General features: G+C 54.9%; 25 protein-coding genes. 12 read left to right on the top strand and 13 right to left on the bottom strand.

Annotated elements, in window-relative coordinates; translation table 11 throughout:
• Positions 1-30: 30 nt before the first annotated feature.
• A complete protein-coding gene (gene dxs, locus ABJI30_RS06060) occupies positions 31-1,968 on the top strand; it encodes a 1-deoxy-D-xylulose-5-phosphate synthase (RefSeq protein ID WP_348016286.1) in 1,938 nt (645 codons plus the stop codon).
• Here dxs and ABJI30_RS06055 read toward each other — a convergent pair whose 3' ends face one another.
• Positions 1,969-4,338, bottom strand: coding sequence for a S8 family peptidase (locus ABJI30_RS06055; protein WP_348016285.1), 2,370 nt, complete (start codon positions 4,336-4,338; stop codon positions 1,969-1,971). It abuts the gene before it with no gap.
• Positions 4,339-4,448: 110 nt separating this feature from the next.
• On the opposite strand from ABJI30_RS06055, the gene ABJI30_RS06050 reads away from it, so the two are divergent.
• From ABJI30_RS06050 to ABJI30_RS06035, 4 genes are read left to right on the top strand one after another with little or no spacing between them, the layout of a single operon-like run.
• Positions 4,449-5,132: a pyrimidine 5'-nucleotidase gene (locus ABJI30_RS06050; RefSeq protein WP_348016284.1), complete on the top strand. Its 684-nt coding sequence runs from the start codon at positions 4,449-4,451 to the stop codon at positions 5,130-5,132.
• Complete coding sequence (gene dapD, locus ABJI30_RS06045; RefSeq protein ID WP_348016283.1) at positions 5,129-5,965, top strand: 2,3,4,5-tetrahydropyridine-2,6-dicarboxylate N-succinyltransferase; 837 nt, start codon at positions 5,129-5,131, stop codon at positions 5,963-5,965. Before ABJI30_RS06050 ends, dapD begins: the two co-directional genes overlap by 4 nt.
• Before the next feature lie 6 nt (positions 5,966-5,971).
• Positions 5,972-6,589, top strand: a complete 618-nt coding sequence (locus ABJI30_RS06040; protein ID WP_348016282.1) for a hypothetical protein — start codon at positions 5,972-5,974, stop codon at positions 6,587-6,589.
• Complete coding sequence (locus tag ABJI30_RS06035) at positions 6,576-8,036, top strand: carotenoid oxygenase family protein (protein ID WP_348016281.1); 1,461 nt, start codon at positions 6,576-6,578, stop codon at positions 8,034-8,036. Before ABJI30_RS06040 ends, ABJI30_RS06035 begins: the two co-directional genes overlap by 14 nt.
• On the opposite strand, the gene ABJI30_RS06030 is transcribed toward ABJI30_RS06035, so the two are convergent.
• From ABJI30_RS06030 to ABJI30_RS06005, 6 genes are all read right to left on the bottom strand, one after another.
• A complete protein-coding gene (locus ABJI30_RS06030) occupies positions 8,033-9,142 on the bottom strand; it encodes an agmatine deiminase family protein (protein ID WP_348016280.1) in 1,110 nt (369 codons plus the stop codon). The two genes, ABJI30_RS06035 and ABJI30_RS06030, sit on opposite strands and share 4 nt — an antisense overlap.
• A 23-nt stretch (positions 9,143-9,165) precedes the next feature.
• Positions 9,166-10,191, bottom strand: coding sequence for a Holliday junction branch migration DNA helicase RuvB (gene ruvB / locus ABJI30_RS06025; RefSeq protein ID WP_348016279.1), 1,026 nt, complete (start codon positions 10,189-10,191; stop codon positions 9,166-9,168).
• On the bottom strand, positions 10,184-10,630 hold the full coding sequence (locus tag ABJI30_RS06020) for a hypothetical protein (RefSeq protein ID WP_348016278.1): 447 nt from the start codon (positions 10,628-10,630) through the stop codon (positions 10,184-10,186). The genes ruvB and ABJI30_RS06020 overlap by 8 nt, the downstream gene beginning before the upstream one ends.
• The gene (gene ruvA, locus ABJI30_RS06015; protein WP_348016277.1) at positions 10,627-11,229 is read right to left on the bottom strand and encodes a Holliday junction branch migration protein RuvA; all 603 of its coding nucleotides are present in this window, start codon (positions 11,227-11,229) and stop codon (positions 10,627-10,629) included. The genes ABJI30_RS06020 and ruvA overlap by 4 nt, the downstream gene beginning before the upstream one ends.
• Before the next feature lie 300 nt (positions 11,230-11,529).
• Complete coding sequence (gene ruvC, locus ABJI30_RS06010; RefSeq protein ID WP_348016276.1) at positions 11,530-12,000, bottom strand: crossover junction endodeoxyribonuclease RuvC; 471 nt, start codon at positions 11,998-12,000, stop codon at positions 11,530-11,532.
• Positions 11,997-12,746: a YebC/PmpR family DNA-binding transcriptional regulator gene (locus ABJI30_RS06005; RefSeq protein WP_348016275.1), complete on the bottom strand. Its 750-nt coding sequence runs from the start codon at positions 12,744-12,746 to the stop codon at positions 11,997-11,999. The genes ruvC and ABJI30_RS06005 overlap by 4 nt, the downstream gene beginning before the upstream one ends.
• A 49-nt stretch (positions 12,747-12,795) precedes the next feature.
• On the opposite strand from ABJI30_RS06005, the gene ABJI30_RS06000 reads away from it, so the two are divergent.
• Complete coding sequence (locus tag ABJI30_RS06000; protein WP_348016274.1) at positions 12,796-13,563, top strand: CPBP family glutamic-type intramembrane protease; 768 nt, start codon at positions 12,796-12,798, stop codon at positions 13,561-13,563.
• Here ABJI30_RS06000 and ABJI30_RS05995 read toward each other — a convergent pair.
• The 3 genes from ABJI30_RS05995 to ABJI30_RS05985 are packed head-to-tail and all read right to left on the bottom strand — an operon-like array spanning position 13,560 to position 14,519.
• Positions 13,560-13,880, bottom strand: coding sequence for a heavy metal-binding domain-containing protein (locus ABJI30_RS05995; protein ID WP_348016273.1), 321 nt, complete (start codon positions 13,878-13,880; stop codon positions 13,560-13,562). The two genes, ABJI30_RS06000 and ABJI30_RS05995, sit on opposite strands and share 4 nt — an antisense overlap.
• A 42-nt stretch (positions 13,881-13,922) precedes the next feature.
• A complete protein-coding gene (locus ABJI30_RS05990; RefSeq protein ID WP_100093000.1) occupies positions 13,923-14,165 on the bottom strand; it encodes a DUF2312 domain-containing protein in 243 nt (80 codons plus the stop codon).
• Positions 14,166-14,210: 45 nt separating this feature from the next.
• A complete protein-coding gene (locus tag ABJI30_RS05985) occupies positions 14,211-14,519 on the bottom strand; it encodes a DUF1244 domain-containing protein (protein WP_348016272.1) in 309 nt (102 codons plus the stop codon).
• Positions 14,520-14,608: 89 nt separating this feature from the next.
• Here ABJI30_RS05985 and pyk point away from each other — a divergent pair, with 89 nt between their 5' ends.
• Positions 14,609-16,060 (top strand): pyruvate kinase, encoded by a 1,452-nt coding sequence (gene pyk, locus ABJI30_RS05980; RefSeq protein ID WP_348016271.1) that lies wholly within the window; start codon positions 14,609-14,611, stop codon positions 16,058-16,060.
• A gap of 14 nt (positions 16,061-16,074) precedes the next feature.
• Here the strand turns inward: pyk and ABJI30_RS05975 are convergent, their stop codons facing one another.
• Together ABJI30_RS05975 and ABJI30_RS05970 are read right to left on the bottom strand one after the other, a co-directional pair.
• On the bottom strand, positions 16,075-17,439 hold the full coding sequence (locus ABJI30_RS05975; protein WP_348016270.1) for a PQQ-binding-like beta-propeller repeat protein: 1,365 nt from the start codon (positions 17,437-17,439) through the stop codon (positions 16,075-16,077).
• Entirely contained in the window at positions 17,411-17,989 is a 579-nt protein-coding gene (locus ABJI30_RS05970) for a hypothetical protein (RefSeq protein ID WP_348016269.1), read from the bottom strand. The genes ABJI30_RS05975 and ABJI30_RS05970 overlap by 29 nt, the downstream gene beginning before the upstream one ends.
• A 186-nt stretch (positions 17,990-18,175) precedes the next feature.
• Between ABJI30_RS05970 and ABJI30_RS05965 the strand changes: the two genes are divergently transcribed.
• The 3 genes from ABJI30_RS05965 (at position 18,176) to ABJI30_RS05955 (ending at position 22,261) form a co-directional block, all read left to right on the top strand.
• Positions 18,176-20,284 carry a hypothetical protein gene (locus ABJI30_RS05965; protein ID WP_348016268.1) on the top strand — a complete coding sequence of 703 codons (2,109 nt, stop codon included), beginning with the start codon at positions 18,176-18,178 and terminating at the stop codon, positions 20,282-20,284.
• Between the two features lie 167 nt (positions 20,285-20,451).
• Entirely contained in the window at positions 20,452-21,819 is a 1,368-nt protein-coding gene (locus ABJI30_RS05960) for an MFS transporter (protein WP_348016267.1), read from the top strand.
• Positions 21,806-22,261 carry a hypothetical protein gene (locus ABJI30_RS05955; RefSeq protein WP_348016266.1) on the top strand — a complete coding sequence of 152 codons (456 nt, stop codon included), beginning with the start codon at positions 21,806-21,808 and terminating at the stop codon, positions 22,259-22,261. Before ABJI30_RS05960 ends, ABJI30_RS05955 begins: the two co-directional genes overlap by 14 nt.
• A gap of 129 nt (positions 22,262-22,390) precedes the next feature.
• Here ABJI30_RS05955 and ABJI30_RS05950 read toward each other — a convergent pair whose 3' ends face one another.
• Positions 22,391-23,827: an MFS transporter gene (locus tag ABJI30_RS05950; protein WP_348016265.1), complete on the bottom strand. Its 1,437-nt coding sequence runs from the start codon at positions 23,825-23,827 to the stop codon at positions 22,391-22,393.
• A gap of 134 nt (positions 23,828-23,961) precedes the next feature.
• Between ABJI30_RS05950 and ABJI30_RS05945 the strand changes: the two genes are divergently transcribed.
• Positions 23,962-24,219 carry a hypothetical protein gene (locus ABJI30_RS05945; protein ID WP_348016264.1) on the top strand — a complete coding sequence of 86 codons (258 nt, stop codon included), beginning with the start codon at positions 23,962-23,964 and terminating at the stop codon, positions 24,217-24,219.
• Between the two features lie 123 nt (positions 24,220-24,342).
• Positions 24,343-26,955 carry an ATP-binding protein gene (locus ABJI30_RS05940; protein WP_348016263.1) on the top strand — a complete coding sequence of 871 codons (2,613 nt, stop codon included), beginning with the start codon at positions 24,343-24,345 and terminating at the stop codon, positions 26,953-26,955.
• The last annotated feature ends 6 nt before the right edge of the window (positions 26,956-26,961 follow it).

The following is a 26,961-nucleotide window of genomic DNA, read 5'->3' as shown; positions in this document are numbered from 1 at the left end:
GCTAATGCCGGGATGACACAGGGAGTTAATATGTCTGGGCCCAAAACACCACTTCTTGATACGGTTTCCTACCCGGCTGACCTGAGAAAACTGGACCCGGCGCAACTGCGGCAATTTGCCGACGAACTGCGCACGGAAGTTATCGACACCGTTTCTGTAACCGGAGGCCATCTGGGAGCCGGCCTTGGTGTTGTGGAACTCACCGCTGCCATCCACTATGTCTTCAATACGCCCGAGGACAGACTGGTCTGGGATGTCGGGCATCAATGCTATCCTCACAAGATCATCACCGGACGGCGCGACCGGATCCGGACCATGCGCCAGGGCGGCGGTCTGTCGGGTTTCACGAAACGAGCCGAAAGCGAATATGATCCGTTCGGCGCTGCCCACAGCTCGACTTCGATCAGCGCAGCACTCGGTTTCGCCGTTGCGAACAAGCTAAACGATCGACCGGGTCGCGGTATCGCAGTGATCGGCGACGGCGCGATGAGCGCCGGCATGGCCTATGAAGCGATGAACAATGCCGAAGCTGCAGGCAATCGGCTGGTGGTCATCCTGAATGACAATGACATGTCGATTGCTCCGCCTGTTGGCGGCCTCTCTGCCTATCTTGCCCGCATTGTATCCTCGCGCGAGTTTCTGGGGATTCGCGAACTGGCGCGCAGGGTGGCGCGCAAACTGCCCAAGCCGCTCCATGACGCAGCGCGCAAGACGGATGAATATGCCCGCGGTATGACCATGGGCGGGACATTGTTCGAAGAACTTGGATTTTATTATGTCGGCCCGATTGACGGCCATAATATGGAGCACCTGATTCCCGTGCTCGAGAATGTAAGGGATGCGGCTGAAGGCCCTTGCCTGATCCATGTCGTCACCGAAAAGGGCAAGGGATATAAATATGCCGAAGAAGCGGCAGACAAATATCACGGAGTAGCCAAGTTTGATGTGGTGTCCGGCAAACAGGACAAGGGACCGGGCGGCGGTCCGCCCGCTTATCAGAATGTCTTTGGCGAAACGCTCGCGAAACTGGCGGATGAGGATTCAAGAATCTGTGCCATCACAGCGGCAATGCCGTCCGGTACCGGAGTCGACAAATTTGCGCAGGCGCATCCCGACAAGGCTTTTGATGTGGGCATTGCCGAACAACATGGTGTGACTTTTGCGGCCGGTCTGGCTGCACAGGGAATGCGGCCATTCTGTGCGATCTACTCAACTTTCCTCCAGCGTGCCTATGATCAGGTGGTTCATGACGTCGCGATTCAAAACCTGCCGGTCCGATTTGCGATTGACCGGGCCGGTCTTGTCGGCGCGGATGGTTGCACTCATGCCGGCAGCTTTGATCTGACTTATCTGGCCACGTTGCCCAATTTTGTCATCATGGCACCAAGCGACGAAGCTGAGCTGGCCCATATGACTTACACCGCGGCACAGCATGACAGCGGGCCGATTGCGTTTCGCTATCCCCGTGGCAACGGAACCGGTGTCCCGATTCCCGAAAAACTGGAACAGCTCGAAATCGGCAAGGGGCGCGTTGTTCGCGAAGGCGCCAAAGTCGCTATCTTGTCTTTGGGTGCACGTCTGACCGAAGCGATGAAAGCCGCCGACCGGCTCGAAGCAAAAGGATTAAGCGCGAGCGTGGTCGACCTGCGTTTTGTCAAACCGCTCGACGAAGATTTGATCCGCAAGATGCTGACCACGCATGAAGTTGCAGTAACAGTTGAAGAAGCCGCCGTTGGCGGCCTGGGCGCGCATGTTCTGACATTGGCGTCAGACACCGGTCTGACCGATGCCGGTCTGAAAATCCGGACAATGCGCTTGCCGGATATATTCCAGGATCATGACAAGCCTGACCTGCAATATGCCGAAGCCGGGCTGGACGCAGACGGAATTGTCGAGACAGTGCTCAAAGCATTGCGCCACAACAGTACCAGCGTGGAAGATGATGTTGAATCTGGCGCGCGCGCCTGATCAGAATTTCAGCTGAAAGCGGATGGCTCCACCGACGTCATCGCCGATATTTTCAAAATGTCCCGGCTGTTGCCGCCAGAAGATATTGGTGTTGAGCCAACCGCCCCAAAGCGCAGTTACATAGGCCATTTCTCCCACCAGCTCACGACCCTGCGGGGCGAGATTCAAAGTGCGTTGACCAAATTCCGTCTGCAATGTCTGATAGCTGTACCCGATCGGCAGATTGAGGTTCAACCCGCCGGATGAAACGCGAAGCGGTTGGGCAAAGCGAAAGGCCAGCTGATCCGAGGAACCGACAATTCCTGTTTTGGCAACATCTACTGCGAAGCTGGATGTTTTCACCAGACCGCCGATCACCAGATTCGATTGATCGGCATTGGTCCAGCCTTGCCGCCAGCTCGCACCGCTCCGCCAACCTGCGCCCAGCACGGACCCCAGATCAAAGTCGGCCCGGCCATCGACAAACCAGCTTTGTGATCCGCCAGCACCAAGGGTTTCCGAAAAGGTCGATCCCAGAAAAGTTGCGTTTTCTTCGACCCAGTTCGCTGCAACGCTCAAAGAGGCGAAACCAATGTCGCGGTCAATTGCAAATCCGATTCCGGAAAAGCCGGAATATTGTTGCTCGGGATTTTGCAGTCGCTGGAGTTGGCTGGACATATTGGACAGTAAAAAGGCGTTTCCGCTCTCTGCACTGAAGGTGAGTCCGAAATTGTCAAATTCATGGCGCACGGCCAATGCTGATCTGGCTTGACCGGCAAAGCCACGTTCGCTTCCGGGATTGGATGCGACCAGAAATGCAGGCCCGCTGGCTCCCTGAACACGGGCCGTCAATCCGCTGGCACTTTGGCGAAATCCGATTGCCAGTTTTGCGTTCGGCGCAATCCGGGTAACTACAGAGGCTGCAAGAAGCCTGGCCTGACGGGCACCATATCGAGACAATTGAAATCTTTCGTGATCAACCAGCCCGGAACTGTTGCGCCCGATATTCACGGCAACATCCAGGCCGGCGTTCGAAGCACGCATGTTGCGACGATCGCCTTGCAAGGCTGAAGTCAGTTTGTATTGCGGAACAGCTACTTCCAGATCATGCGCAAGGTTCAAAGCAAAGGCACGATCAAATCCGTCGAGGATAATCGCGCCGACATTCTGGCCTTGCAGAGCTGCGTCACCCATCGCGGCAGATGTCTGTCCGCCGGCTGCATTCAAATCAACCGCCACTGAAGTACCGGCCAGGCTCGATTGTCCCTGCGGCTGAAATGCGGCGGCAATATCAAGTACACCGCGGCCGTAGATGGCATCCGTTCCCGCATCGCCGACATCTCTTGCGCTGGTCAGCAACAGCTCGACAATTTCGGCACCGGTCAGGTTCGGAAAGGCTTGTGCGAGCAAGGCTGCAGCACCGGATATCTGGGGAGCCGAAAACGAAGTGCCGCTCCACAGAAATGCAGTGCCTTCATGATCGTCTGCCCGCACGCGTTCTCCCAGTGCGGCAAGATAGCTGGACGCCTCACTGCCGGCACGGTTGCTGAAGTCAGATATATTCTCGCCAATACCCACTGAGCCGGCAATAATAACATGTCCATTGCCGCTTTCTGCAATTCCGGCAGCAAATCCATCGGGAGTGGTTTCTCCATCATTACCTGCAGAAACAACCACAACAACTCCGGCCGCAGCAGCGTCCGAAATTGCATTGCGCACGGTCCGGGAAATATCCGGACCACCCAGCGAGATATTCACCACCCGAGCGCCGCTCATACGTGCCTGGTTGATCGCAGCTGCAATCGCGCCGCTATTGTGGCTGCATCCGTCGTCCGGATCATCAGGATCATCCATGCTGCAGCTTCCCGGCGTATCGGTCCGCAGGACCAGAATTTCGCTGTCAAACGCGATACCATGTGTCGCATTGCCATTCTTGCTGCCCGCAGCAACAGACGTCACGGCTGATCCATGGCCGCTTTCATCTTCAATACCGCGGCTACCGGCAAAATCATCGCTGTCCGCATGAATTCGTCCCGAAAACTCGCTGCTGGATGTGTTGATACCGCCATCTATGACGCCCAGAATAACGCCTGCGCCGGTCGCACCATCCTGATAGGCCGACAGCGCACCGTGCTGTGATGGCCCATCCGAACCACGAAACTCAGACGTATTATACGGTCCCGGGGTGGGCGCCGGACCGGGAGGAGGTGCCGGAGTAGGAGTAGGAGTGGGAGTGGGAGTAGGAGTTGGAGTTGGTGTGGGTGTTGGGGTCGGCGCAGAAGGCGGTGCCGGGGTAGAGCTCGGGGCTCCCCCGCCGCAGGCAGATAGCAGCGCAATCGACAAAAGCGATGAACCTAAACAGAACTGTTTTCCGATCCCCTTGCCAGTCATAAGACAGCCTTCCCTAAAACCCGGCATATATAACCCCTGAGCAGTTACGGGAACCTTAACGCTGATCAGGGCTTGCCCGGGCGCTTGCGAGTGACTAGGCGCATGCGATCATGACGCCGAAACTAACCCATATTGATCACTGGATTTTTGACCTGGATAATGTCCTCTATCCGGCAGAATGCGACCTGTTTGCGTTGATCGATGTAAAAATGGGTGAATATGTATCCAAACTGCTCGACGTTGATCAGCAAGAGGCCAGAATTGTTCAGAAACGCTATTTTCATGATCATGGGACAACGCTGGCGGGGTTGATGCATCATCATGGAACCGATCCGCACGATTTTCTCGACGCCGTGCATGATATTGACATGAGCCGATTACAGCCATCAACAACACTGCGAGCCGCCATCTCCGCTCTGCCGGGGGAGAAGCTGGTATTCACCAATGGCGACCGGGCCTATGCCGAACGGGTGCTGGAAAACCGCGGCCTCGGCGGAATATTCGATCATGTGCATGACGTGCTGGCCTGCGATCTCGTGCCAAAGCCAGAGAAAGCCGCCTATCACAGCCTGATTGGAACAACCGGAATTAACCCCGAACGGTCACTATTTGTAGAAGACATGGCGCGCAATTTGCGTCCGGCAAAAGAATTGGGCATGACGACGGTCTGGGTTAACACCGGATCGGAATGGGGAGCCCGGGATCACGGGTCAGAATTTATCGATCACGAAATTACCGATCTGGAAAGCTGGGTCACAGACCCCAAAATTGACAAGGAAACAGGACCATTATGACCAAGCAATTGATCGACGCCATTGAAGCGGCGTGGGAAAAGCGGGAATCGCTCTCCATTACAAGTCAGGGACTGGAACGCGAAGCCGTCACGGAGGCTTTGGCGATGCTTGATGCCGGCACCGCGCGGGTCGCAGAGAAAAAGGATGGGAGCTGGATTGTCAATCAATGGCTCAAGAAGGCCGTTTTATTGTCTTTCCGACTGAACGACAATCAGGTCATCGAAGGACCGGGCGGAGCCAATAGCTGGGACAAGGTGCCCTCGAAATTTGCCGACTGGGGCGAGAACCGGTTCCGGGACGCTGGCTTTCGGGCTGTGCCAGGCGCGGTCGTTCGTCAGGGCTCGCATATTGGCCGCAACACGGTCTTGATGCCCAGCTTCGTCAACATCGGCGCGTTTGTCGATGAAGGCACAATGGTGGACACATGGGCGACCGTCGGCAGCTGCGCGCAAATCGGAAAAAATGTCCACATCTCTGGCGGTGCGGGAATTGGCGGCGTGCTTGAACCCCTGCAGGCCGGGCCCGTCATCATCGAAGATGGTGCATTTATCGGCGCGCGCTCCGAAGTCGCGGAAGGCGTGCGGGTTGGAGAAGGTGCCGTATTGTCGATGGGCGTTTATCTCGGGGCATCCACCAAGATTGTGGATCGGGTTACCGGCAAGGTCTGGATGGGTGAAGTCCCGCCATATGCCGTTGTGGTTCCGGGCAGCCTGCCGCCCAAGGTCAATATTGACGGGGCACCTGGCCCATCTCTTTATTGTGCGGTGATCGTCAAAACCGTAGATGCGCAGACCCGGTCGAAGACCGGAATCAACGAACTGTTGAGGGACTAGACAGGGATGGGAATATTCGCATTGCTATCCGTTATCGCGCTGCAGGCTCCTGCTGCTATCCAGACATTTGATCCAGATGCGCATTCCCAAACCATCACGCAATGTGACCAGCTCATCTCTCATCCCGATGACCCCTACCGGGTCGCTCCCGGGGTGGGTCGCAAAAATGCGGATCTTCCCGCAGCAATAAGTGCCTGTGAAACGGCCATTGCAGAAGATGCAGGCAATCCCCGGCTCAACTATCAATTGGCGCGGGCTTATGGCTATAGCGGCATGGGTCAAAAGGCCCTGCCCTATCGCAAGAAATCCGTGGAAGCGGGCTATCCACAATCTCTGTTCGTTGTAGGTTTCATCACATTGCTGGGCCTGAACGAACAACCACAGGACACATGTGAAGGCGGGCGATTGATCCGGGCGTCAGCCAAAGCCGGACGTCTGGCCGGTCAGATTGCGTTCCCGGACTATTATCTTGAAGGGCGTTTTGCCACGTGTGACTTCGATGTCAGCAAAGCAGAATTGCTGACCTATCTGAAAGCCGCACAGGAAACCGCCACCGGAGATTTTTACAAGTCGATGCTGGTCCGGCGACTGGCGGATGATGTGGAGGCACATGATGGGTATTGAGCGGATCAAGACAACGCTCGGAGACAATGATCACCCCTATCGCAACGGTGCCTGGACGCCCAATTTCGATGAGCTGGACGCCAGCAACATGGAAATTATCGGCACCATTCCGGATGACATAGACGGGCTATATGTGCGCAACACCGAAAACCCGGTGCACGATTCCATTGGCCGTTATCACCCGTTTGATGGCGACGGCATGATCCACACCATGCGGATCAAAGATGGGAAAGCGACCTACCGCAACCGCTTCGTAAGAACCAGGGGACTGGAAGCGGAACAGGAAGAAGGCGGACCGCTTTGGGTTGGCATCATGGGTCGGCCTTCCGATTCAAAGCGCCCGGGCTGGGGCGCTCATGGCAGTGTGAAGGACAGCAGTTCCACCGATGTGTCGGTGCACGCCGGCACCATCCTGTCGACATTCTATCAGTGCGGTGAAGGCTATCGGCTGGATCCGGACTCGCTGGAAACCCTGGGCGTTGAAAGCTGGGTTCCCGAAGACGGGATATCCGCCCATCCAAAACTGGATGAGAATACCGGCGAATTGCTGTTCTTCAATTACAGCACCACAGCACCCTATCTGCATTATGGTGTGGTTGGTGCGGACAATGAGTTGAAACATTATGTGCCCGTTCCCCTGCCCGGCGCGCGTCTGCCGCATGACATGGCTTTCTCGGAAAACTTCGCGATTTTCAACGATTGTCCGCTGTTCTGGAAACCGGAGCTGATCGAACAGAATCTCTATATCCCATCCTATCATCCCGAATTGCCCACGCGCTTTGGAATCATTCCGCGCCGTGGCCAGCCGGAGGAAATCAAATGGTTCGATGCCAAGCCCACTTATGTGCTGCACTGGGCCAATGCCTTTGAGCAAGGCGACGAACTGGTGCTCGATGGTTATTTCCAGAATCAACCCGTACCGCCGCCGCTCACGGATTTTCCTGCGGGCTATGAGAGCATGGGTGCCAGTATCGATCTGCACAGCTTCCAGCCGGAATTGCATCGCTGGCGTTTCAACCTGAAGACCGGAGAGACCCGCGAGGAAACCCTGTTCGACGACTATCCGGTTGAGTTTGGCATGTTCAACCAGCAGATGGCGGGCAAGCCATATCGCTATGTCTACAGCGTCACCGGCGAGCCCGGCTGGTTTTTGTTCAACGGTCTGGTCAAACATGATCTGGAAACCGGAGTGGCAGAACGGTTAGATTTCGGCGAAGGGCGTTTCGGATCGGAGGCACCATTTGTACCGCGGATTGGTGCGACTGCAGAAGATGATGGCTATCTGATCAGCTTCATAACCGATATGGTACAAAATAGATCAGAATGTATCCTAATTGATGCGCAGAATATCAGTGCAGGACCGGTGTGCACGATCATCCTGCCGCACCGTATCTGCAGCGGCACGCACGCAACATGGGCGAGCGCCGAGCAGCTCGACGGAATCTAGACTTTGGGCTGCTGCTGGGTGGCGCAGTGAATTCCGCCGCCACATTCGCCAATCGGATCGACATTCAGCATGATGATTTCACGCCCCGGATATAGTCGGGCGAGCATTTCCTTGGCCTTCGCATCGGCTTCGATGTCACCAAATTGCGCCGCGATCACCGCACCGTTGCAGACATAATAATTGACATAGGACGCCACGAAATCTTCCGACTTCACCCTGATGTCATAAGGCTCCAGCAATATTTCCAGGTCAAACGCCTTCCCGCTGGCATCTTTTGCGGACCGCAATATCTCATAAGTTTCATTTGCTGCGTTGGAAAAGGGATCGCCGGGATATTCTTCCTCGCCCGAAAGCTGGATCAAAATGCTGCCGGGTCTGGTGAACCGAGCGAGCGCATCGATATGATAATCGGTTATATCCCTGTCCTTCAGACCGGGTGCCCAGATCAGCTTCCGCCCACCGACAGCTTCCAGTATCTTTTGCTCGATTTCTGCTTTGCTGCCCCGATTGCGATTGGCGATCAGCCAGCTGGATTCATGTGCGATCACGGTTCCGGCTCCATCGAATTCCAGCCCGCCGGGTTCACCGACCAGACCGTTGTCGAGCAATTCACACCCCAATCGCCCGGCGACGGCAGCCGCTATCTTGCCGTCATTGTCATGAATCTGCTTGTTGCCCCAGCCGTTAAAGTTAAAATGCCGCACGGCTTGGGTTCCCGCCTCATTGCGGACAAAACATGGCCCCGCATCCCGGCACCACAAATCATCTGTCGCTATGTTCCAGATATCCACACCATCCGACAATTTGCGCCGGGCAGGTTTCTCGAACTTCTTATCCATCAGCATGACAACGGGCTCAAACTCTGCAATCGCGTTGGCGACATCGGCAATAGACTGCTGCAACATGTCGAGGAATACGGGATCAGGATGCACTTTCCGGCTGACCGGCCATTGCATGAACGTACGCTCGTGCGGTTCGGCTTCCTCGGGCATCCAGAATTTGGGTTCGGTCATTTTAGTTGGTGCGGTGCAGGCCGCGATACTGGGGAAAGCAGCCAGCGCGCCCAGCGTCCCGGCGCGTTTTGAAAAATTTCTGCGTGAGATCATAAGACCCCTCCCCAAGGGTGATCCTAGTCAAACAGATCGCCATCCGAAGGCTTGCCCGCAGGCGGCTTCATGCCCAGATGCTGCCAGCCGCGGTCATTGAGGGCACGGCCTCTGGCGGTGCGGGCGACCAGTCCGAGCTGGATGAGATAGGGTTCGATCACTTCCTCGATCGTATCGCGCGGTTCGGACAGGCCTGCGGCCAAAGTTTCGACACCGACCGGACCGCCCTTGTAGATATCCGCGATCATGTGGAGATAGCGGCGATCCATGGCGTCGAGGCCGATGCTGTCGACTTCCAGCCGGGTGAGCGACGCATCGGCGGTCTGCTGATCGACCAGCGCCGAGCCTGCAACATTGGCAAAATCCCGAACGCGCCGCAACAGGCGCCCGGCGATACGCGGCGTCCCGCGCGCGCGGCGGGCAACTTCGGTGGCACCATCGGGCGCGATATCAAGATCGAGCAATTTCGCGGCGCGGTGAACGACCAGTTCGAGTTCTTCAGTGGAATAGAAATTCAGTCGCACCGGAATGCCAAAGCGATCGCGCAGTGGCGTGGTCAGCAGGCCTTGGCGTGTCGTCGCGCCGATCAGCGTGAACTGCGGCAAGTCGATCCGTACCGAGCGGGCGGATGGCCCCTCACCGATAATCAGATCGAGCGCGCGGTCTTCCATCGCCGGATAGAGCACTTCCTCGACCACCGGGTTCAGCCGGTGAATCTCGTCAATGAACAGCACGTCGCCTTCCTCAAGGTTCGTCAGCAGCGCGGCGAGATCACCGGATTTGGCAATGACCGGCCCGGACGTGGCGCGAAAACCAACGCCTAGTTCGCGCGCGATAATCTGCGCCAGCGTGGTCTTGCCCAGCCCCGGCGGGCCGAAAAACAGCGTGTGATCCAGCGCCTCATCGCGGCCTTTCGCGGCGTCAATAAATACGCGCAAATTGCTGCGCGCCGCCTCCTGCCCGATAAATTCATCGAGCGTTTTGGGGCGCAGGGCGGCGTCGATATCTTCGACTTTGCGTTCGGGGGAAGAGAGGCGGCCTTCAGTCATTGGACAAACTCAATATCTGCGGAAGCACCTTATCGCTGGAAAAATAATAAGGATCACCTCCAAACAGATCGACAACCCAATCCAACCAACTTCTCTCAAACACGTCCGCCACAAATTTGCTCGGTTCTTGCGATTCAGCATCTAACTTGATGGCCAAATAGCCAATATCCCGGCCGAATGTGGTACAAGAAGAGAAGAAAGCAGGGCTCACCAGAATTGCAGTTTGCTCCAATTCAGATGGTCCCTCCAAAACACGAACCCGCACTGTCCAAGATTTTGGCAATTTTTCAATGATCTTCGCTTTGATGACCATCGTACCCGGCGACGAGTCTGAAGGTTTTGTTTTATACATCATAGCTTGAGGAACCGGCTCCGCCATGCAAGCCCACGCTGGTGTTGAAGCCAAAATAATAACCAAGAAAAAGACCAGAACCTTCACTTCGCCGCCTTCTTCAGCGCTAGCCGCACCAGTGCATCCAGTGTCGCGCCCTCGCCTGCTTCTGCATCCGCTGCTGCCACCGCCGCGCTCGCGTCCGCTGGTTTGAAGCCCAGATTGAGCAGCGCGCTGACCGCATCGGCGCTGTTGCTGGAAGCTGCAGCTACCGTGCCGCCGCCCGCAATCGGATCGGTCGCAATCCCGCCAACCTTATCTTTCAGCTCGTTGACAATTCGCAGCGCGAGTTTTGGCCCTACGCCATTGGCGCGGCTGACCATCGCCTTGTCGCCGGTCGCCACCGCACGTGAAATCTCGCCCGGTTCCAGCGCCGACAAGATTGCCAGCGCGACCTTGCCGCCAACGCCCTGCACGGAAATCAGAAGCCGGAACCAGTCGCGTTCCGACCCCGAAGCAAAGCCCATCAGCCGCATGTCGGTCTCGCTGACCTGCATCTCGGTATAGATGGTCGCACCATCGCCAACCCCGCCAATCGCGCCGATTGTACGGGAGGAAGCAAAGACCAGATAGCCGACGCCTTGCACATCCAGCACGATATTGTCGGTGCCGATTTCGTCGATAGTGCCGGTGAGTTTTGCAATCATGGGAGTGTTTTAGTGCAAGAGTGGCACATGTCCAGTTCCGTTCGTCCTGAGCCTGTCGAAGGATGGGAGATTGCGCGAACCGGTGCTTCGACAAGCTCAGCACGAACGGGATTTTGTTCTTTGTATTGTTCGCTCACGCTCACGTACGAAAGGGCATCCGCCTTTGCTTCGGTACCGGCCCGTCTCCCCCTCCCAACCACCCATAGGGTACAATCGCACTGGGTGGTTGGGAGGGGGAGACGGGCTGGCGCAGAGCCGGAACGAATGTGAAGGCGCAGTGAGCGTGAGCGAACAAAAAGATTATCTTTTACGATGATGCGCGTGCGTAATCGCAACCGCCAGTGCATCGGCGGCATCCGCGCCCGCCAGTTGCACGCCAGGCAGCAATATCTTGATCATCGCCTGCACCTGATCCTTGTCGGCCTTGCCCACGCCAACCACCGATTTCTTCACCGCGCGCGCGGCATATTCGCCGACTTCCATACCGCTGCGCGATGCGCCCAGCAGCACCACACCGCGTGCCTGGCCCAGTTTCAATGTGCTTTGCGGGTTGCTGTTCACGAACACTTCTTCGACCGCTGCAGCATCCGGCTTATATTCCTGCATCAGGTCCGCAAGTTCGAGATCCAGCTTGAGCAGCCGGTTCGCCAGCTCCATTTTGGGATCGGTTTTTATCTGGCCATTGGCAATATGAGACAGCCGGTTGCCATCAACCTTGATCACACCCCATCCCGTGGTGCCAAGACCCGGGTCAAGGCCGAGGATGATCACTGCCCGCTCAGCTTCTCCATAATCTCGTCAGATACGCTGTAATTGCCATGGACGGTCTGCACATCGTCATCCTCTTCAAGTGCATCGATCAAGGCAAGCAAGCTTTCGGCCTGAGCAGCATCGACTTCCACTTCCACGGAAGGCTTCCATGCCAGCTTGACACTTTCAGCCTCGCCGAGCGATTTTTCCAGTGCGCCGGAAACCTCGTGCAGGTCTTCCATCGCGGTCCAGATTTCATGCCCTTCATCATCCGAAGCAATATCCTCTGCCCCCGCTTCCATGGCAGCTTCCAGCACTTTGTCTTCGTCCCCTGCGCTGGCCGGATACTGGATATAGCCCACCCGCTCAAAACCATGTGCGACGGAACCGGTCTCTCCCATATTCCCGCCATTGCGCGAAAAGATGGTGCGCACGTTGGTCACCGTGCGATTGGTATTGTCGGTCAGGGTTTCAACGATCAGGGATACGCCGCCCGGGCCGAAGCCTTCGTAGCGCACTTCATTATAGTCATCGCCTTCATTGGCCGATGCCTTGTCAATTGCGCGCTGGATACCATCTTTCGGCATCGATACGGCCTTGGCGTTGTTGACCGCCAGGCGCAGGCGTGGGTTCATGTCCGGATCGGGCATGCCCGATTTGGCCGCCACGGTAATTTCGCGGCTGAGCTTCGAGAATTGCGCCGAGCGCTTCTTGTCCTGCGCGCCCTTGCGATGCTTGATATTGTTAAATTTACTATGGCCTGCCATATGACTTGTCCGTTGTTTGAATGATTGTCTGTTGAGGGTTCTTTGCCGCATGTTTGAACCCAACTCAACCATTGGATGGGCTAGCGGCAAATTGCGGGCCAGCGCAATTGATCTCGTTCAGTATTTGCGTGCGCCGACACTGACGCCAACCGACGGACAGATGAGCGGCAAGCCAACTGACCTGGTCTGGCTCTTTGCCGTGAATTGCGGCGTCGTTGCATTGCTGGCAATCATCCTTTTCCCCGCAATGCTGTTGTTCGATATTGAGATGTCCGGTGACATGTCCGAGCTTTTTGCGCGCCCGGTATGGCAGATTCTTGCGATCGTCGTGATTGTCGGCCCGATCATGGAAGAACTGTTTTTTCGCACATGGCTGAGCGGTTTACCGCGTCTGCTTGTGCCGCTTTGCGCCGTTATTGCCTGGCTGATCGGTTCCGCTGCATTGCGCGAGAGCGGGGCGTCCGGTCCAGCGCCGACAGAGCTCCTGCTCCTCGGTGGCGGCATTGCAGTTGCGGCCCTGATTGGCTCGATCTGGGCGTGGAAAAAACCGGTGCCGGGGTGGTATATCCGCATGTTTCCCGGGATATTCTGGATCCAGGCACTGCTGTTCGGTTTCATGCATGTCTTCAATTATGCGGGTGACAATCCTGCGGCCCTGCTTCCGTTTATATTGCCGCAACTGACTGGCGGCCTGATCTGGGGATATGCGCGTATCCGCTATGGCTGGTGGGCCAATATTATCATGCACATGGCCTATAATCTGATCGCAACCAGCGGATTGTTATACATGCTGCTGGCCGGCAAGGAGATATTCTAGTCTGTCACCACCGCTGTGCCGGATGCAGAAACCATCAACATCGATCCCTTGTCACCGACCACTTCATAGTCAAGGTCAACACCGACCACGGCATTGGCTCCCACCTTCGCGGCTTCGTCCTGCATCTCCTGAAGCGCTTCGTCACGCGCGCGTTTCAGAACATTCTCATATTTGCCGGAACGTCCGCCAACAATGTCGGTGATGCTTGCAAACAGGTCGCGGAACAGATTGGCGCCGACAATGACTTCGCCAATCACAATTCCGCGATAATCCCTGATCGCGCGTCCTTCAATCGATGGAGTTGTGGTAACAATCATGCGCATTCTCCCGCCGTGAAAGGCTGGAGTCTAGCGGATTGATCAAGCCAGACCAAGGGCCGACTTATACGTGTCGAGAATGGCTTCCATTTCCTGACGGTCATGGGTTTCCATTTTGCGCAGACGCACGATCTGACGCATGATTTTCGCATCATAGCCCTGACTTTTGGCCTCGCTGTAAACGTCCCGAATATCGTCGGCCATGCCTTTTTTCTCTTCTTCCAGCCGTTCGATACGCTCGATAAACAGACGCAGCTGGTCTGCGGCAACATTGCCTTCACTCATTCTCTGGTTCCTCTTGAATAGGTTTTGCGGATTCGCTGCGATGCTTTAATCTGACGAGGCGTTTTTGGCTATGCTTTCCTTCATTCTTTTGAGCCTTTCCGGCGTTGCTTCCGTCTGATATTTCTTTTTCCATTCCGACGCCGGCATGCCGTGGATTGCCGCGCGCGCTTCATCCTTTGTCATCTCGCCATTGTCCTGGTTGGTCGCTTCCATGATCCAGTCCGCCAGGCAATTGCGGCAGAACCCGGCCAATCCCATGAGGTCAATATTCTCCGCATCGTGTCGATGCTGCAAATGGCTTACCAGTCGGCGAAAAGCCGCAGCGGCGGCGGCATCAGAAATTTCATGGGTCATATAATGCTTTCGTTGCTTTTTGTTTTTATCCTGTCATGAATTGGGGATAAGCAGCAGCAAATTAAAGCGCTCATCGACAGGAATTTTCAATGGCTTCGCATATGTTCTCCCGCGACCGCAAAGTAAAGGTGCTCGCAACCCTGGGGCCGGCGAGCGGCAGTCCGGCGATGATCGAGAAAATGTACAAGGCCGGTGTCGATGCCTTTCGCATGAACATGAGCCATGGCGAGCACAAGGCCCACGCCGCCAACGTCAAATCCATCCGCGCTCTGGAACGCAAAGTCGGTCGGCCGATCACGATCCTCGCCGATCTGCAGGGACCAAAATTGCGGATAGGCACTTTTACCAAGGCGCCCGTGACACTCAAGGACGGAGCAAAATTCACGCTCGACCTTTTGCGCAAAAAAGGGGACGTGAAGCGCGTGAACCTCCCCCACAAGGAGATTATCGAAACGCTGCAACCCGGACATACGCTGCTGCTTGATGACGGCAAAATTCGTCTGGAAGTTACCAAAACGGATGGCAAGAGCGTCGAGACCAAGGTCATTGTCGGCGGAGAGATTTCTGATCGCAAAGGCGTGAACGTTCCGGAAGTCGTTCTGCCCGTCAGTTCTCTGACTGACAAGGATCGCAGGGATCTGACCTTCGCACTCGAACAGAATGTCGACTGGATTGCGCTAAGTTTTGTCCAGCGCCCGGAAGATGTCGCCGAAGCGCGGCGGCTGATCGGCGGCAAGACGGCTCTGCTGGCGAAAATCGAAAAACCGGCGGCGATTGATCGTCTCGAAGAAATACTGGAACTGTCAGACGCGGTCATGGTTGCCCGCGGGGATCTTGGTGTAGAGTTACTGCCCGAACAAGTTCCGCCCTTGCAGAAACAGATTGTTGCAGCAGCACGCCGACTGGGCCGGCCGGTGGTGGTCGCCACCCAGATGCTGGAATCGATGATCAAGTCGCCAACTCCAACCCGCGCCGAAGTCTCGGATGTAGCGACTGCAATTTATGACGGAGCTGACGCCATCATGCTGTCTGCCGAATCCGCTGTCGGCGACTGGCCAATCGAGGCGGCAACCATGATGGATCGGATCGCCGCGCAGGTTGAAAGTGACCCCTCCTATGTCGAACGGGTACATTTTACCGAGACCGTGCCCGATGAAACAACTGCGGATGCACTGGCAGCAGCGAGTTACAATATCGCACGAACCGTCAAGACATCCGCCATTGTCTGCTTTACGACATCCGGATCGACCGCTCGGCGCATGGCGCGTGAACGTCCGTCCGTGCCATTGCTCGTGCTGACTCCCAATCGCAATACCGCCCGCCGTGTCGGATTATTGTGGGGCGCGCATGCCGTCGTCACGCGCGATGTCAAAGATTTCGAAGGCATGATCGCCAAGGCCAAACGCATGGCTTTGCGCCACAATCTCGGCAAGGCAGGATCACGGCTCATCGTGTGTGCCGGCGTTCCCTTCGGCACGCCCGGTTCGACGAATTTGTTGCATGTGGTGCGACTGAGCGGGGATGAACTGAAGCGGGGTTAGGGACTGATAGCCGGTTATTCGGGAAGCGCGAATGCCACCAGATTGTCCCCGAGTTTCGAACCCACGTTGGATGCTCCGCCCGCTGCGATGACGACATATTGCCGCCCTTTCCAGACATAGCTCATTGGCGTTGCCTGTCCGCCCGCAGGAAGCCGTCCTTTCCACAATTCGCGGCCCGTCGCGACGTTGAAAGCGCGCAGATAATTGTCTGCGGTCCCGGCGATAAATATCAAACCGCCCGCTGTGACAATGGGGCCTCCCAGCGCCGGCGTTCCCAGTTTCAGCGCAAGCCCGCCCGGCGCGACATCTTCAGTCGTACCCAAAGTCTGGCGCCAGATAATCTTGCCGCTATCCAGATCTATTCCGGCCAGAACGCCCCATGGCGGCGGTGTGCAGGGCAAACCGAGAGGAGATGCTAGCATCGCCCGGCTCATGCCGTAAGGCGCGCCTTCCATCGGCGCGAACTCGTCATGGTCACTGATTTTATCCGCCTTCACGCTATCCGTGATATTGGGCTGCAGACGCATATATTGCCCAATATTGTTCATGTTGATCACGAGCAAATTGCGCCTGGGGTCATAAGCGGCGCTGCCCCAATTGGCGCCGCCGCCAGTGAACGGCAAAGACAATGTGCCCTGAATTGTGGGCGGCGTGAAAAGCCCGTCAGCGCGGAGGCTTTCCAGCTGTGCCTTGCAGGCCAGCTTGTCCCAAAGCGTGATTCCAAAAGCGTCGGAAGGATCGAGCCGGTCAGGAACAACCGCCGGTGTCGCGGTGGGAAATGGCTGGGTCGGAGACAACAGTTCGCCCTGTTCAGCCCCTTGCGGAACCGCGCGTTCTTCGATCGGCAGAAACGGCTGGCCGGTATCGCGGTCGAGTACGAAAATCAGACCTGTCTTTGTCACCTGCGCGACCACATCATGCGCCTTGCCATCGCGCCACACCTGATAGAGGCCCGGCTGCGCGGGAAGATCATAGTCCCAGACATCGTGATGCACGGTCTGAAAATGCCAGGCGACAGTGCCGGTGTCCCCGTTCAACGCCACCACGCTATTTGCGTACAGATTATCACCCGGTCTGTTGCCGCCATAATAATCAGGACTCGGACTGGAGGTCGGAATTATGACCAGCTGACGCTTTTCATCGACCGCAATGGTAGACCAGACATTGCTGTGCCCGCCGCGAATATCGGGAGAGCCCGACAGCGGGTCGAATGTCCACCTGGTCTCACCCGTCCGCGCATCAAATGCAAAAACAGTGCCCTTGGGCGCGTCCGTGCGCAAATTGTCGCCGATTGACGTCCCCGTAACGATCGTGTCACCGATGATCGCAGGCGCCGAAGTAATCTGAAACTCACCCGGCCAGCGCAATGATCCGCGCATCGACCGTGCCGGTAAACAGGCGTGTCGCGCAATTGGCCTCTGGCTCTGCGGCATCGTCTTTCCAGTAGGAAACACCGCGGCAGGTATATTGATTGGCCGGATTGCTGCCGATCGGCACGACGGGATCATAACCCCACTTTTCCTCGCCAGTTCCCGGATCAACCGCAATGACCTCATTAAACTGAGTGCAGAACACCAGCGAATCTTCGACCAGTATCGGCGTCGTCTGAAGCGCGCTTTTCGCGAGATCCTTGTCGCTCTTGCCCTTCAACGCACCGCTGCGATGCGTCCAGGCGATGCCAAGCTGATCGACATTGTCGGCATCGATTTGGGTGGCAGCAACATAGCGGTTCCCGCCCCCATCACCCCCATAGGACGTCCAGCCTTCCCCCAGACCGCCGCTATCGGCGCGCACAATCTGGGCATCACCCTCTATGGTGAGATCATCGGCCAAACCCAAAACTGACCAGATTGCCGAGCCGCCAAGGAGGCTGACCGCAAGCAGCAGGAGGCCAAAAATCAGCACAATACGGATCGGCTTGAATGTCATGTCCCAATGCTAGCAGCATTTCGAATAATTAAAATCCTGGTGTGCAACCGCGGATGACCTGATTGAGCGCGGAAGCAGATGCTATTCCTCGATAATTAAACCAATATGCAAGCCTCTCATTTCTGCCATTGCTGCAGATCTGATTTGCACTATGTTACAGGACCTTAAGGATCGTTGGGGGCTGCGATGGATCACAAACAGAAAATGGCATTGGCGCGGCGAACAAAACCCGCACTGCGTGCTTCCGTGTTTGGTGGCTTCAAGTTATTTGCGCTCGACGGCAGCGAAGTCACAATTTCCAATCGCCGTGCCCGCGCCATTCTCGCCATGCTTTGTCTTGCGCCAGACGAGGCACTTGATCGCAACTATCTGAGCAAATTATTCTGGCCTGGCAGGTTTGAAACCCAGGCGCGCGCCAGTTTGCGGCAATGTCTGCTGGATATCGGTAAATTATTCCGGTCCATGAACTGCGATCTTCTGGACGTAAGCCGATCCAGCGTCAGTTTGAAAGCGCTCGCAATCCAAATTGATCTTGGTGATCTGGAAGCCGCCCTTGCTGAAGAAAACTTTGGCGAAGCAAGTGAGTTACTGACTTCCATCGGGGCCAAACCATTGCTTGATCAGATGAATTTTGATGAAAAGTTTGACGATTGGCTGAAACTTCGCCGGCATGAAACCGAACAACGATTGCAAGTTGCGGTCACGACGGCACTATCAGCTCTGAAGAAGAGCGATAAGTTGGCAGATCATGTGCGCCTGCTCAATGCCTGGTCACTGCGATCTCCGGACTCCAATCCGATATTCAACCGCAAGCGGGGCAAAGTCCGCATTGCTGTGCTGCCGTTCAAATCAAGCGCAAATCCTGATGACCAAGGCTTCTTTGCCGATGGCATTGTCGATGAATTAATCACAGCTTTCGGTCAGGTGCCCCAGCTCCTTGTTGCGGGTCGGACCTCATCGTTCCAGTTCAAGGATTCCAGACAGAACTCGGCCGAAATCGCCAACGCACTGAATGTGTCCTATCTTCTGGGAGGTTCTGTCCAGAGACAAGAAGAGCAAGTGCGTATCGATGTTGGTCTGATTGATGCCGAAACCGGTTTTGAATCATGGTCTTATAGCTTTGATGGCAGCCTGGACGATATTTTCGCAGCACGTGCCAATGTCGCACAAGCAGTCACAAACGGGCTGAGTGAAGCGCTCAATCTGCAAGGACATCAACCCAAAACCCGCACTCTAACAACCAACAGGGAAGCTTATGGTCTTTATTTGCAAGGTCGCGCACTGACGATCAGAGCCATTGGCGATGGAGTGTTACCGACTGCAATCGAACTTCTGGAAAAGGCACTCGAAATCGATCCAGACTTTGCCGAATGCTGGACAGCACTGGCTGAGGCCGAAATCAACATGACGGTGTTTACGCCATGTATCGACAGGTTGGAACGTTGTGAAAAGGCCGCGGGCTTTGCACAGCGCGCGCTTGAGCTGTCACCGGAGCAAGCTCACGCACGCATTGTGCTGGCATTCCATAAATGGACGCAAAATGACATTGTGGGAGCACTGGACCTGGCGTTTGAGGCTTACCGGATCGAGCCCAACAATCCTGATATCGTAAATCGCGTCGGCTCTTTTTTGCTCTATTGCGGGCTATGCCGGGAAGCATTGCCCTATATAGAAGCCTCTATCGATCAGGATCCGGTGAATGGCCGCAGCTACGCAATACTTTGTGGGGTGCATCTCAACCTCGGGAATATCGATGCCGCCATTGATGCGGGACAGAGGATGGTGGATCTTGGATTTCCTTCGATTTGGCTCGCCGCTGCAACAGCGATAGGTGGCGATAATAATCTCGCAGTGCAACAATATCAGAAAACCAAACTACTGATGAACACGGTGATCTTTGCACCTGCTGGAAGCACCCCGATGGAACCCGACGCAATGGATGCCTATTGGTTGATGGCTGCAAAGGGGCTTTGGAGCGGCGAAGATCAGGACCGCAAAAGTTATTGCATGGTGTTGGAGATGCTCCACGCGACACTACACGATCCTTGCGATTCAACAATCGTATTACCGGCCATCTGGATGGGTGATGCACAAATGGTTTTCAAAACTCTTGGCAAGCAGATAACACCGGCCAACTTTTTTGGTTTTATGTCGCTCTGGACCGATGCAGAACCGATCAATCAGGTCCGCCTTCATCCCGACTTTATGGATTTTGCCCAGCGCATCGGCATGGTCGCCGCATGGGAAAAATATGGTTGGCCGGACTTGCTCCCCAAGCCCCCAACCATGAAATAGACCATTATTGACGCTTTTTTGACGGTAGCATGGTTGACGTAAATTTACATTTGCGTGCATCACTAGCGCACTGAATTTGCAGACAAATTGAACGATCTGGCAGGACTCGGAAAACACCGATTCCGCCATTTGGATAGTTATGTCTGCTGTACTGGAAGGGGGATGAAATGGAGCAAGCTGTCAGGCTATCAGTGCGCCCTGCCCTGCCCTCACTGTCCGAAAGCAAGCCGGCGCGCCTCATCGTTGTGGCGATCCTCTATTTCATGCAAGGCATACCTTGGGGTCTGTCGACCGTGGGAATCTCGGCCTGGTTAGCAGCCAATGGCGCAACACCGGTTGAAGTGGGTGTATTCATCGGAACGGCTGTCCTGCCTTGGTCATTGAAGCTGGTGAACGGCCTGCTGATGGATCGCTTTACCTTCAAACCCATGGGTCGCCGCCGGGTCTGGATTATCGCTGCACAAGCCATGATGGCGATTGTTCTGCTCGCCATGGCGATAGATGCGCCGACGGTTGGTCAGATCGGACTATTGGCGGCCTATTGTTTTGCCCTCAACCTGTGTGCAACTTTCAATGACGTGGCGATAGACGGAATGGTGGTGGACCTTGTGCCCGATGAAGAGCGCACGATGGTCAATGGCATGATGTTCGCATCCCAAACGCTTGGAATAGCCGCCGCCAGTTTTGTCGCCGGACAATTGCTTATGTCGGGTGATATCTCATCGACAGCGCTGACATTCGCCGCTTTTGTTGCAATAGTATCTTCCGTGGTCGTGATCTTCCGAGAGCGCCCTGGTGAGCGATTACTGCCATGGAGCAAAGGCACCGCTTCCCGCGAATGCGAGGAGCGGCAACACAGCGCCTGGCTGCCGATCATTGCCGGCATATTTCGATCCATTGCCTCACCGCTGACCGTACTATTCCTGTTGGCAACATTCCTGAACCAGGCAGTTTGGGCCTTTATCGACGCCGCGAGCCCGACGCTGACCATCCAGATGCTAGGCTGGGGAAGCGATCAATATTCAAGCTTCGCGGCCATGGTCGGTCTGGTCGCCGCCATTGCCGCAGGCGTGCTGTCCCCTCTGATCGTGCGCATCACTGGCTTGCGCAAATCGATCATCATCCTGTTTGTGCTGCTCGGCGCCAGCGCGGCGATTGGCGGTGCGACATTCGATAGTTGGGAAGACGATAGAATCTTCATGACAATTTTCATGATCCAATATGTCGTCGGTCTTTTGCTGAGCATCCTGCTTATCGTATGGGCCATGCGCATCTGCAACCCGGCGGTGGCGGCAAGCCAGTTCGCTCTGTTTATGGCGATCCCGAATTTGGGTCGATCCCTGATGTCCGGTAATTCCGGCTGGTTGGTCGAAAGTGGCGGCTATGCCGTGACCTATTATGCGGTTGCCGCGATCACGCTGGTCGCTCTTGTCCTCTGCCTACTCGCCAAAGTGGGAAAATCTGAAGCGGTGCCGATTCCGGCACTGCCCATCAAAAGTTCAATAACGAAGGAGAAGAAGTATGAAGATGATTAAACAAATGAAAGTGGCAGCTGCGGCCATGGTGGTAACACTGCCCTTGGCATTGCCCACTGCAGTCCATGCGCAGGAATTTCCGCTTGTCGCTGGCGACTATTCCCAAGTCAGCGGTATTTTTGTCAAAGACGGCGGGGCTTTCAAATATGCGACCCATCTTGCGACCAAGTGGCTGGATGTTCAGAAATTCGCCAAATCCAAAGGCTGGATCAGCGACTATAAGATACTCGTCAACGAATATCCGCGCGATGGTGAACCGACAATCTATCTTATGACAACCTTCGCCAAAATGGCAGATGCAACGGAAGCTGAAAGACGCAACAAGGCATATGATGCCTACATGCAATCATCTGCCGAGCAGCAGATAGCGGAATCTGGCAACCGGGCGGAATACCGGACCGTACAAAGCAGTATGCTTTTGCGCGAATACAAACCTCGATAGGCCGCCCTTAGGTCTCTCGAAAAATTCGCGAAAGCGATGCGTCCGGCGGATGGAATTGCGACCCTCTATCCGCCGGCTTTCGCACGCCAGGCGAAGGCCACTTGCATCAGAAGCCTCTCGACCAATTAGTTAGCCCGGCTTCTCGACCTTCACAAACGCAAGCACCGACAATCCAATCGCGAACAGAATCGCGATCGACGCCATGCCGATGCGCTGGCTGTTAAATCCGGTGGTAAACAATTCAACCAGCAGCGGCCCCATCCAGACCGTGATCGTTCCGGCAATCGCGTATAACCCGAAAAACTCACCGCTGCGCCCGGGCGGAGCGAGCGCTACAAGCATAGCGCGGCTGGAAGAAATGCTCGCTGTCGCTGCGACCGCGACAACCGAAACCAGCGCCAGATAGGAAATGTCCGATGCCGTCTGGAACACGAGACCGTCCCAGACCTGGAAGTTATCGATCAGGCCGAACAACATTGTGTCCATAGTCAGTGAAAGCTGCAGCGCAAAGGCTATGATCATTGCAATCACTTCGATAAACAGGGCCGTTTTCACGCCCACTTTGGTGTCCAGCCAGCCGCCAAATATTCCGCCACCAAAAGCCCACATCGAACCAAACAGGGCGTAGCACGTCATTTCAAGAAAACCCCATTCCAGAAACAGCGAAACATAAACAGCAGCAAGCGCCAGCAACGCGGCCATCCCGTCAGCATAAAACATCCGCGCGATGAGGAACTTCATCAGCTGACGATAGTGCGCGGCCTCGCGCAAGGTGCGCATGACCGTTGCTGCACCCTCCTGTATCGCCGTAATCCAGCTCGCACCCTTGGTGCCGGGGTCTTCGGCATAGAGGAAAAAGGGAACGGAAAAGATCGCAAGCCAGACCGCACATAGCGGGCCGGCAATCCGCATATGTTCGAACCTGTCCAGATCAATACCGAATTGCGGTTCGGCAAATGGCCACTGGATCATCGCAGGCAGCACGAAAAATCCAACCAGCCCGGTGAACATCAGTACAGCTGCAAGATTGCCCAGACCCAGGCCCAATCCGGATATCATCGGTAGCCGATCCGGTCGGCCCGCCGCGGTAAGCATCGAATTATGGGTTACTTCGGAATAGGTATAGTTGACATAGGCAATCACGAGAATACCCATGACGACAGCCGTGGGCAGCCCTTCATCGCCGGGAATGGCGTACCATAACAGCCATGACATGACTGCGATCGTGCCAAGCATGACCGCCACAATAGGTTTGCGCAGCCCACCGCGATCCAGTGCTGCGCCCAGAAACGGAGCAGTGAGCGCGGCAATCAGGCCGGCCCATTTGGTCACCGAAGCGATTGCGGCCTGGCCCTGTGCGTTTGCGGTCTGCTTCGCCGTTTCCGGATCCAGACCGTCCAGTTCTCCGCTTGCCAGCAAATCCGCACCGATAATATCGCGCGCAAAATAGGGTGCGAAAACATAGATGACGATCAATATATAATAAGGATTGCGCGCCCATTCGAACACGGCCCAGGCAAATCCGGTTTTCCCCAGCGCCCCCCCTACCCCTGTATCTTTCCGCACGGCGGCCCCGGTCAAACGCTACTCTCCTTTGTTTGAAAACAGCATGCCCTGTTGTTTGACGAATGCAAGAGATATCGATTTTCGCTTTAGGCACGGGAACGGACATTGTTGAAACCATCTGCTAGCGGACGTGAATGACCGATACTCATCATGAAAACTCGCTCGTTGGAGCCTTCATGGCCCAGCGCAAGAACTCTCTAGTTATTCTGGAGCAATATAATTTTGGTGTTTACGCGCTTTATTTCGAAGACTCGGATGATGGCATTATGACTAGAGATGACCTGCATGACACCATCGATGACGCAAAGGAGTTTTGCAGGGAGGATTATGGCATGGTCGAAGAAGATTGGGAAAGAATCCCCGATCACACGCCAATAATGGTAACATTCTAGTGTCTGCTTTGGGCGCAAAAGCGGACACTAGGTTTATGGCTTAGATTCCAAATTAATCTTGTTGTCGACCTGGTCTGCCAATTCCAGTATTCAATTTTGAGGAGTAATGGATGGGCTCAGTCAATGGCAGACGATATGAAAACTAGTGATGTCCAGAAAGAAGAGAGCGAGAGAATCGCTTTTTTAGAACGCCGATTGGCTCGCTCGGAAACTGCGCGCAAAGAAGCGGAATCATTACTTGAGGACAAAGCCCGACTGGTAGCACTGAGAAGTGTTGAACTACAGCAGCGAGAAGCTGAGCTGATCAACAAGATGGAAATCAGCGCACAGGAATTGATCCGTGCGGAGAAAACCGGCCGGATCGCAACTTTGCACTGGCCTAAGAACAAAGATCTTTCCTATTCCCCTTTCTTCCGTGAAATGCTCGGAATCGAAGCCGACGGGGACTCGATTGCGGAGCGCGCATGGCGCGCCGTCCACCCTCTTGATCGGGCACGAGTGACCAAACTCCGGCAAGAATTCCTGTCCGCGCCTCCGGGAACCGATCACAGCTACGACTGCCGAATGATTACGCCCGCCGGCGAGATGATGTGGTTCAAGTGGAGCATGAGCAAGCAGGCGGATGCAGATGGGCAAGTTGTTGGCATATACGGAACCGTTCAAGATATCACTGAAGCACGTGCCATCGGGCGAAAGGCAAAAGCATTGCAATTGGTTGCCGAGCGACGGATCAAGCAGTTGAATCGAACTAGCGAACAACTTGCCAAAGTAACGGAGCGCGAACGACAGAATGCTGCCTATCTTCAAGCTGTTCTAAACAACGTACCACTAGGGGTGGCCGTTTTTGACGATGATCTTAGGCTTGTTAGCTGGAATGACAAACTGATGGACCTGATCGGACCGAGATATGACGATATGTTCAAGGGGATGGAATACTCCGCGTTTCATGCTCTTAAATCAGAATATCATGGAGGTAATCTTGACACATTTTCTCAGGTAGAAAGAGACGGGAGTGGGAACGTCAAGTCGCAGAAACATCTTCTAAGGCGGGGTGATGGGCGGCATATCCAAATTTCTGTTGCGCCGTATAACGGAGGTATGGTTCGCACATATTCTGATATTAGCGAATTGAAAATCATCGAAAGCCGCCTAAGGGAACAGCGGTCGCAATTGGGTGAACGCGTAGATGAACTGGAGACGCTAAGTTCTGCACTTCGATCCTCGAAACTGGAAGCCGAGCGTGCCAATCGAGCCAAGTCTGAATTTTTGGCGATGATGAGTCATGATATCAGGACACCAATGAATGGTGTTTTGGGCATGCTATCCATGTTGGAGGAAACCAAACTCAGTGAACCGCAGAAAAAGCAGCTGGATTTGGCCGTGCAAAGTGGAGAACTTCTGAAAATCCTGCTCGATGATATTATCGACCTGGCCCGGGCGGAAGCGGGAGCCATATCATTGGAGCCAGCACCAACAGTCCTGGATCTTGTGGTTACCGGCGTAATGGATTTTTGGTCAGGGGCGGCGAAAGCAAAAGGTATTGAACTTGATACGGACCGCGACCCACATCTACCATCGGCGCTGCTGATAGATCCGACGCGGTTTCGCCAACTCCTGAATAACCTGGTCAGCAATGCCATTAAATACACTCCCGGACCGAGCGGGAAAATCTCGGTATCACTCTTGTCGCGCCAACGTGACGAAAGGCGATTTTTGCGTGTTGAAGTCGCGGATAATGGAATGGGTGTACCAGAAGATATCCAGTCTTCTCTTTTCGCAAATTTTACACGTTCGCCTGAAGTTGAGAGGAGCGAGATTGAGGGCGTTGGACTGGGTCTGGCAATCTGTCATCGTTTGATCAGTGCCATGGAAGGCGACATTGGATTGAAAAGTAAAGAAGGACTTGGCAGCATGTTTTGGTTCGAGATTCCTCTCGAGGAAGCAGTGGCTCCCATTGAAATTAGCACTGAAAACTTGCCACCAGCTCAGATACACAATCTTAAAGGAGAAACACCCCACATATTGATTGCGGAAGATGTAGAAGCCAATCAGTTTGTCATCGCTTCCATGCTGGATTCATTTGGTTGTACCAGCGAGCTGGCGGAAAATGGACAAGTCGCAACTGAAATGCTGAGAGATCGCAAATTTGATCTGGTTTTGATGGATGTATCGATGCCCGTTCTAGACGGCAAGGAAGCCACGAAAATTATCCGAAAAATGGATGGCATAATTTCGGGTATCCCGATTATTGGCGTTACCGCACATGCGATGGAGACGGAACGCGAAAACTTGTTAGCTATCGGGATGGATCAATGTCTGGCCAAACCCATAGATAAGCATGAATTTGCGAGCGCAATACGCGCTGCGTTGGACAAGGTTCAAGTCGATGAATTGGAATTGATGTCTCGATCTGAAGTAAAAACAGTTATCGATGTTGATCAATTCCGCTCTGTTTTGGAGGCGCTTTCTAAAGACCGTCGAGCTTCGCTGCAAGAAACCCTGTATAAAGATCTAACCGCCTCGGTTCTACACATGGAAGAGGCTTATATCGATCAAAGTGAGGAGCTTTTGTCGCGCGCGCAGCATCGATTAAAGGGAGTGGCGCAAACTTTTGGATTTAGTGGTTTATTAGATCAGGCAAACGCCGCAGACTTGTCCAGTCAGGATTCATTCAATGAGTTCAAGAAATTTGTTGATCTAACATTGAACGAAATCGATAAAGCCTGCGACGTTTAGGAACTT

Origin of the sequence: Parasphingorhabdus sp. (assembly GCF_039968395.1) — a bacterium.
Classification (GTDB): Bacteria; Pseudomonadota; Alphaproteobacteria; order Sphingomonadales; family Sphingomonadaceae; genus Parasphingorhabdus.
This window is presented reverse-complemented; position numbering and strand designations above follow the sequence as displayed.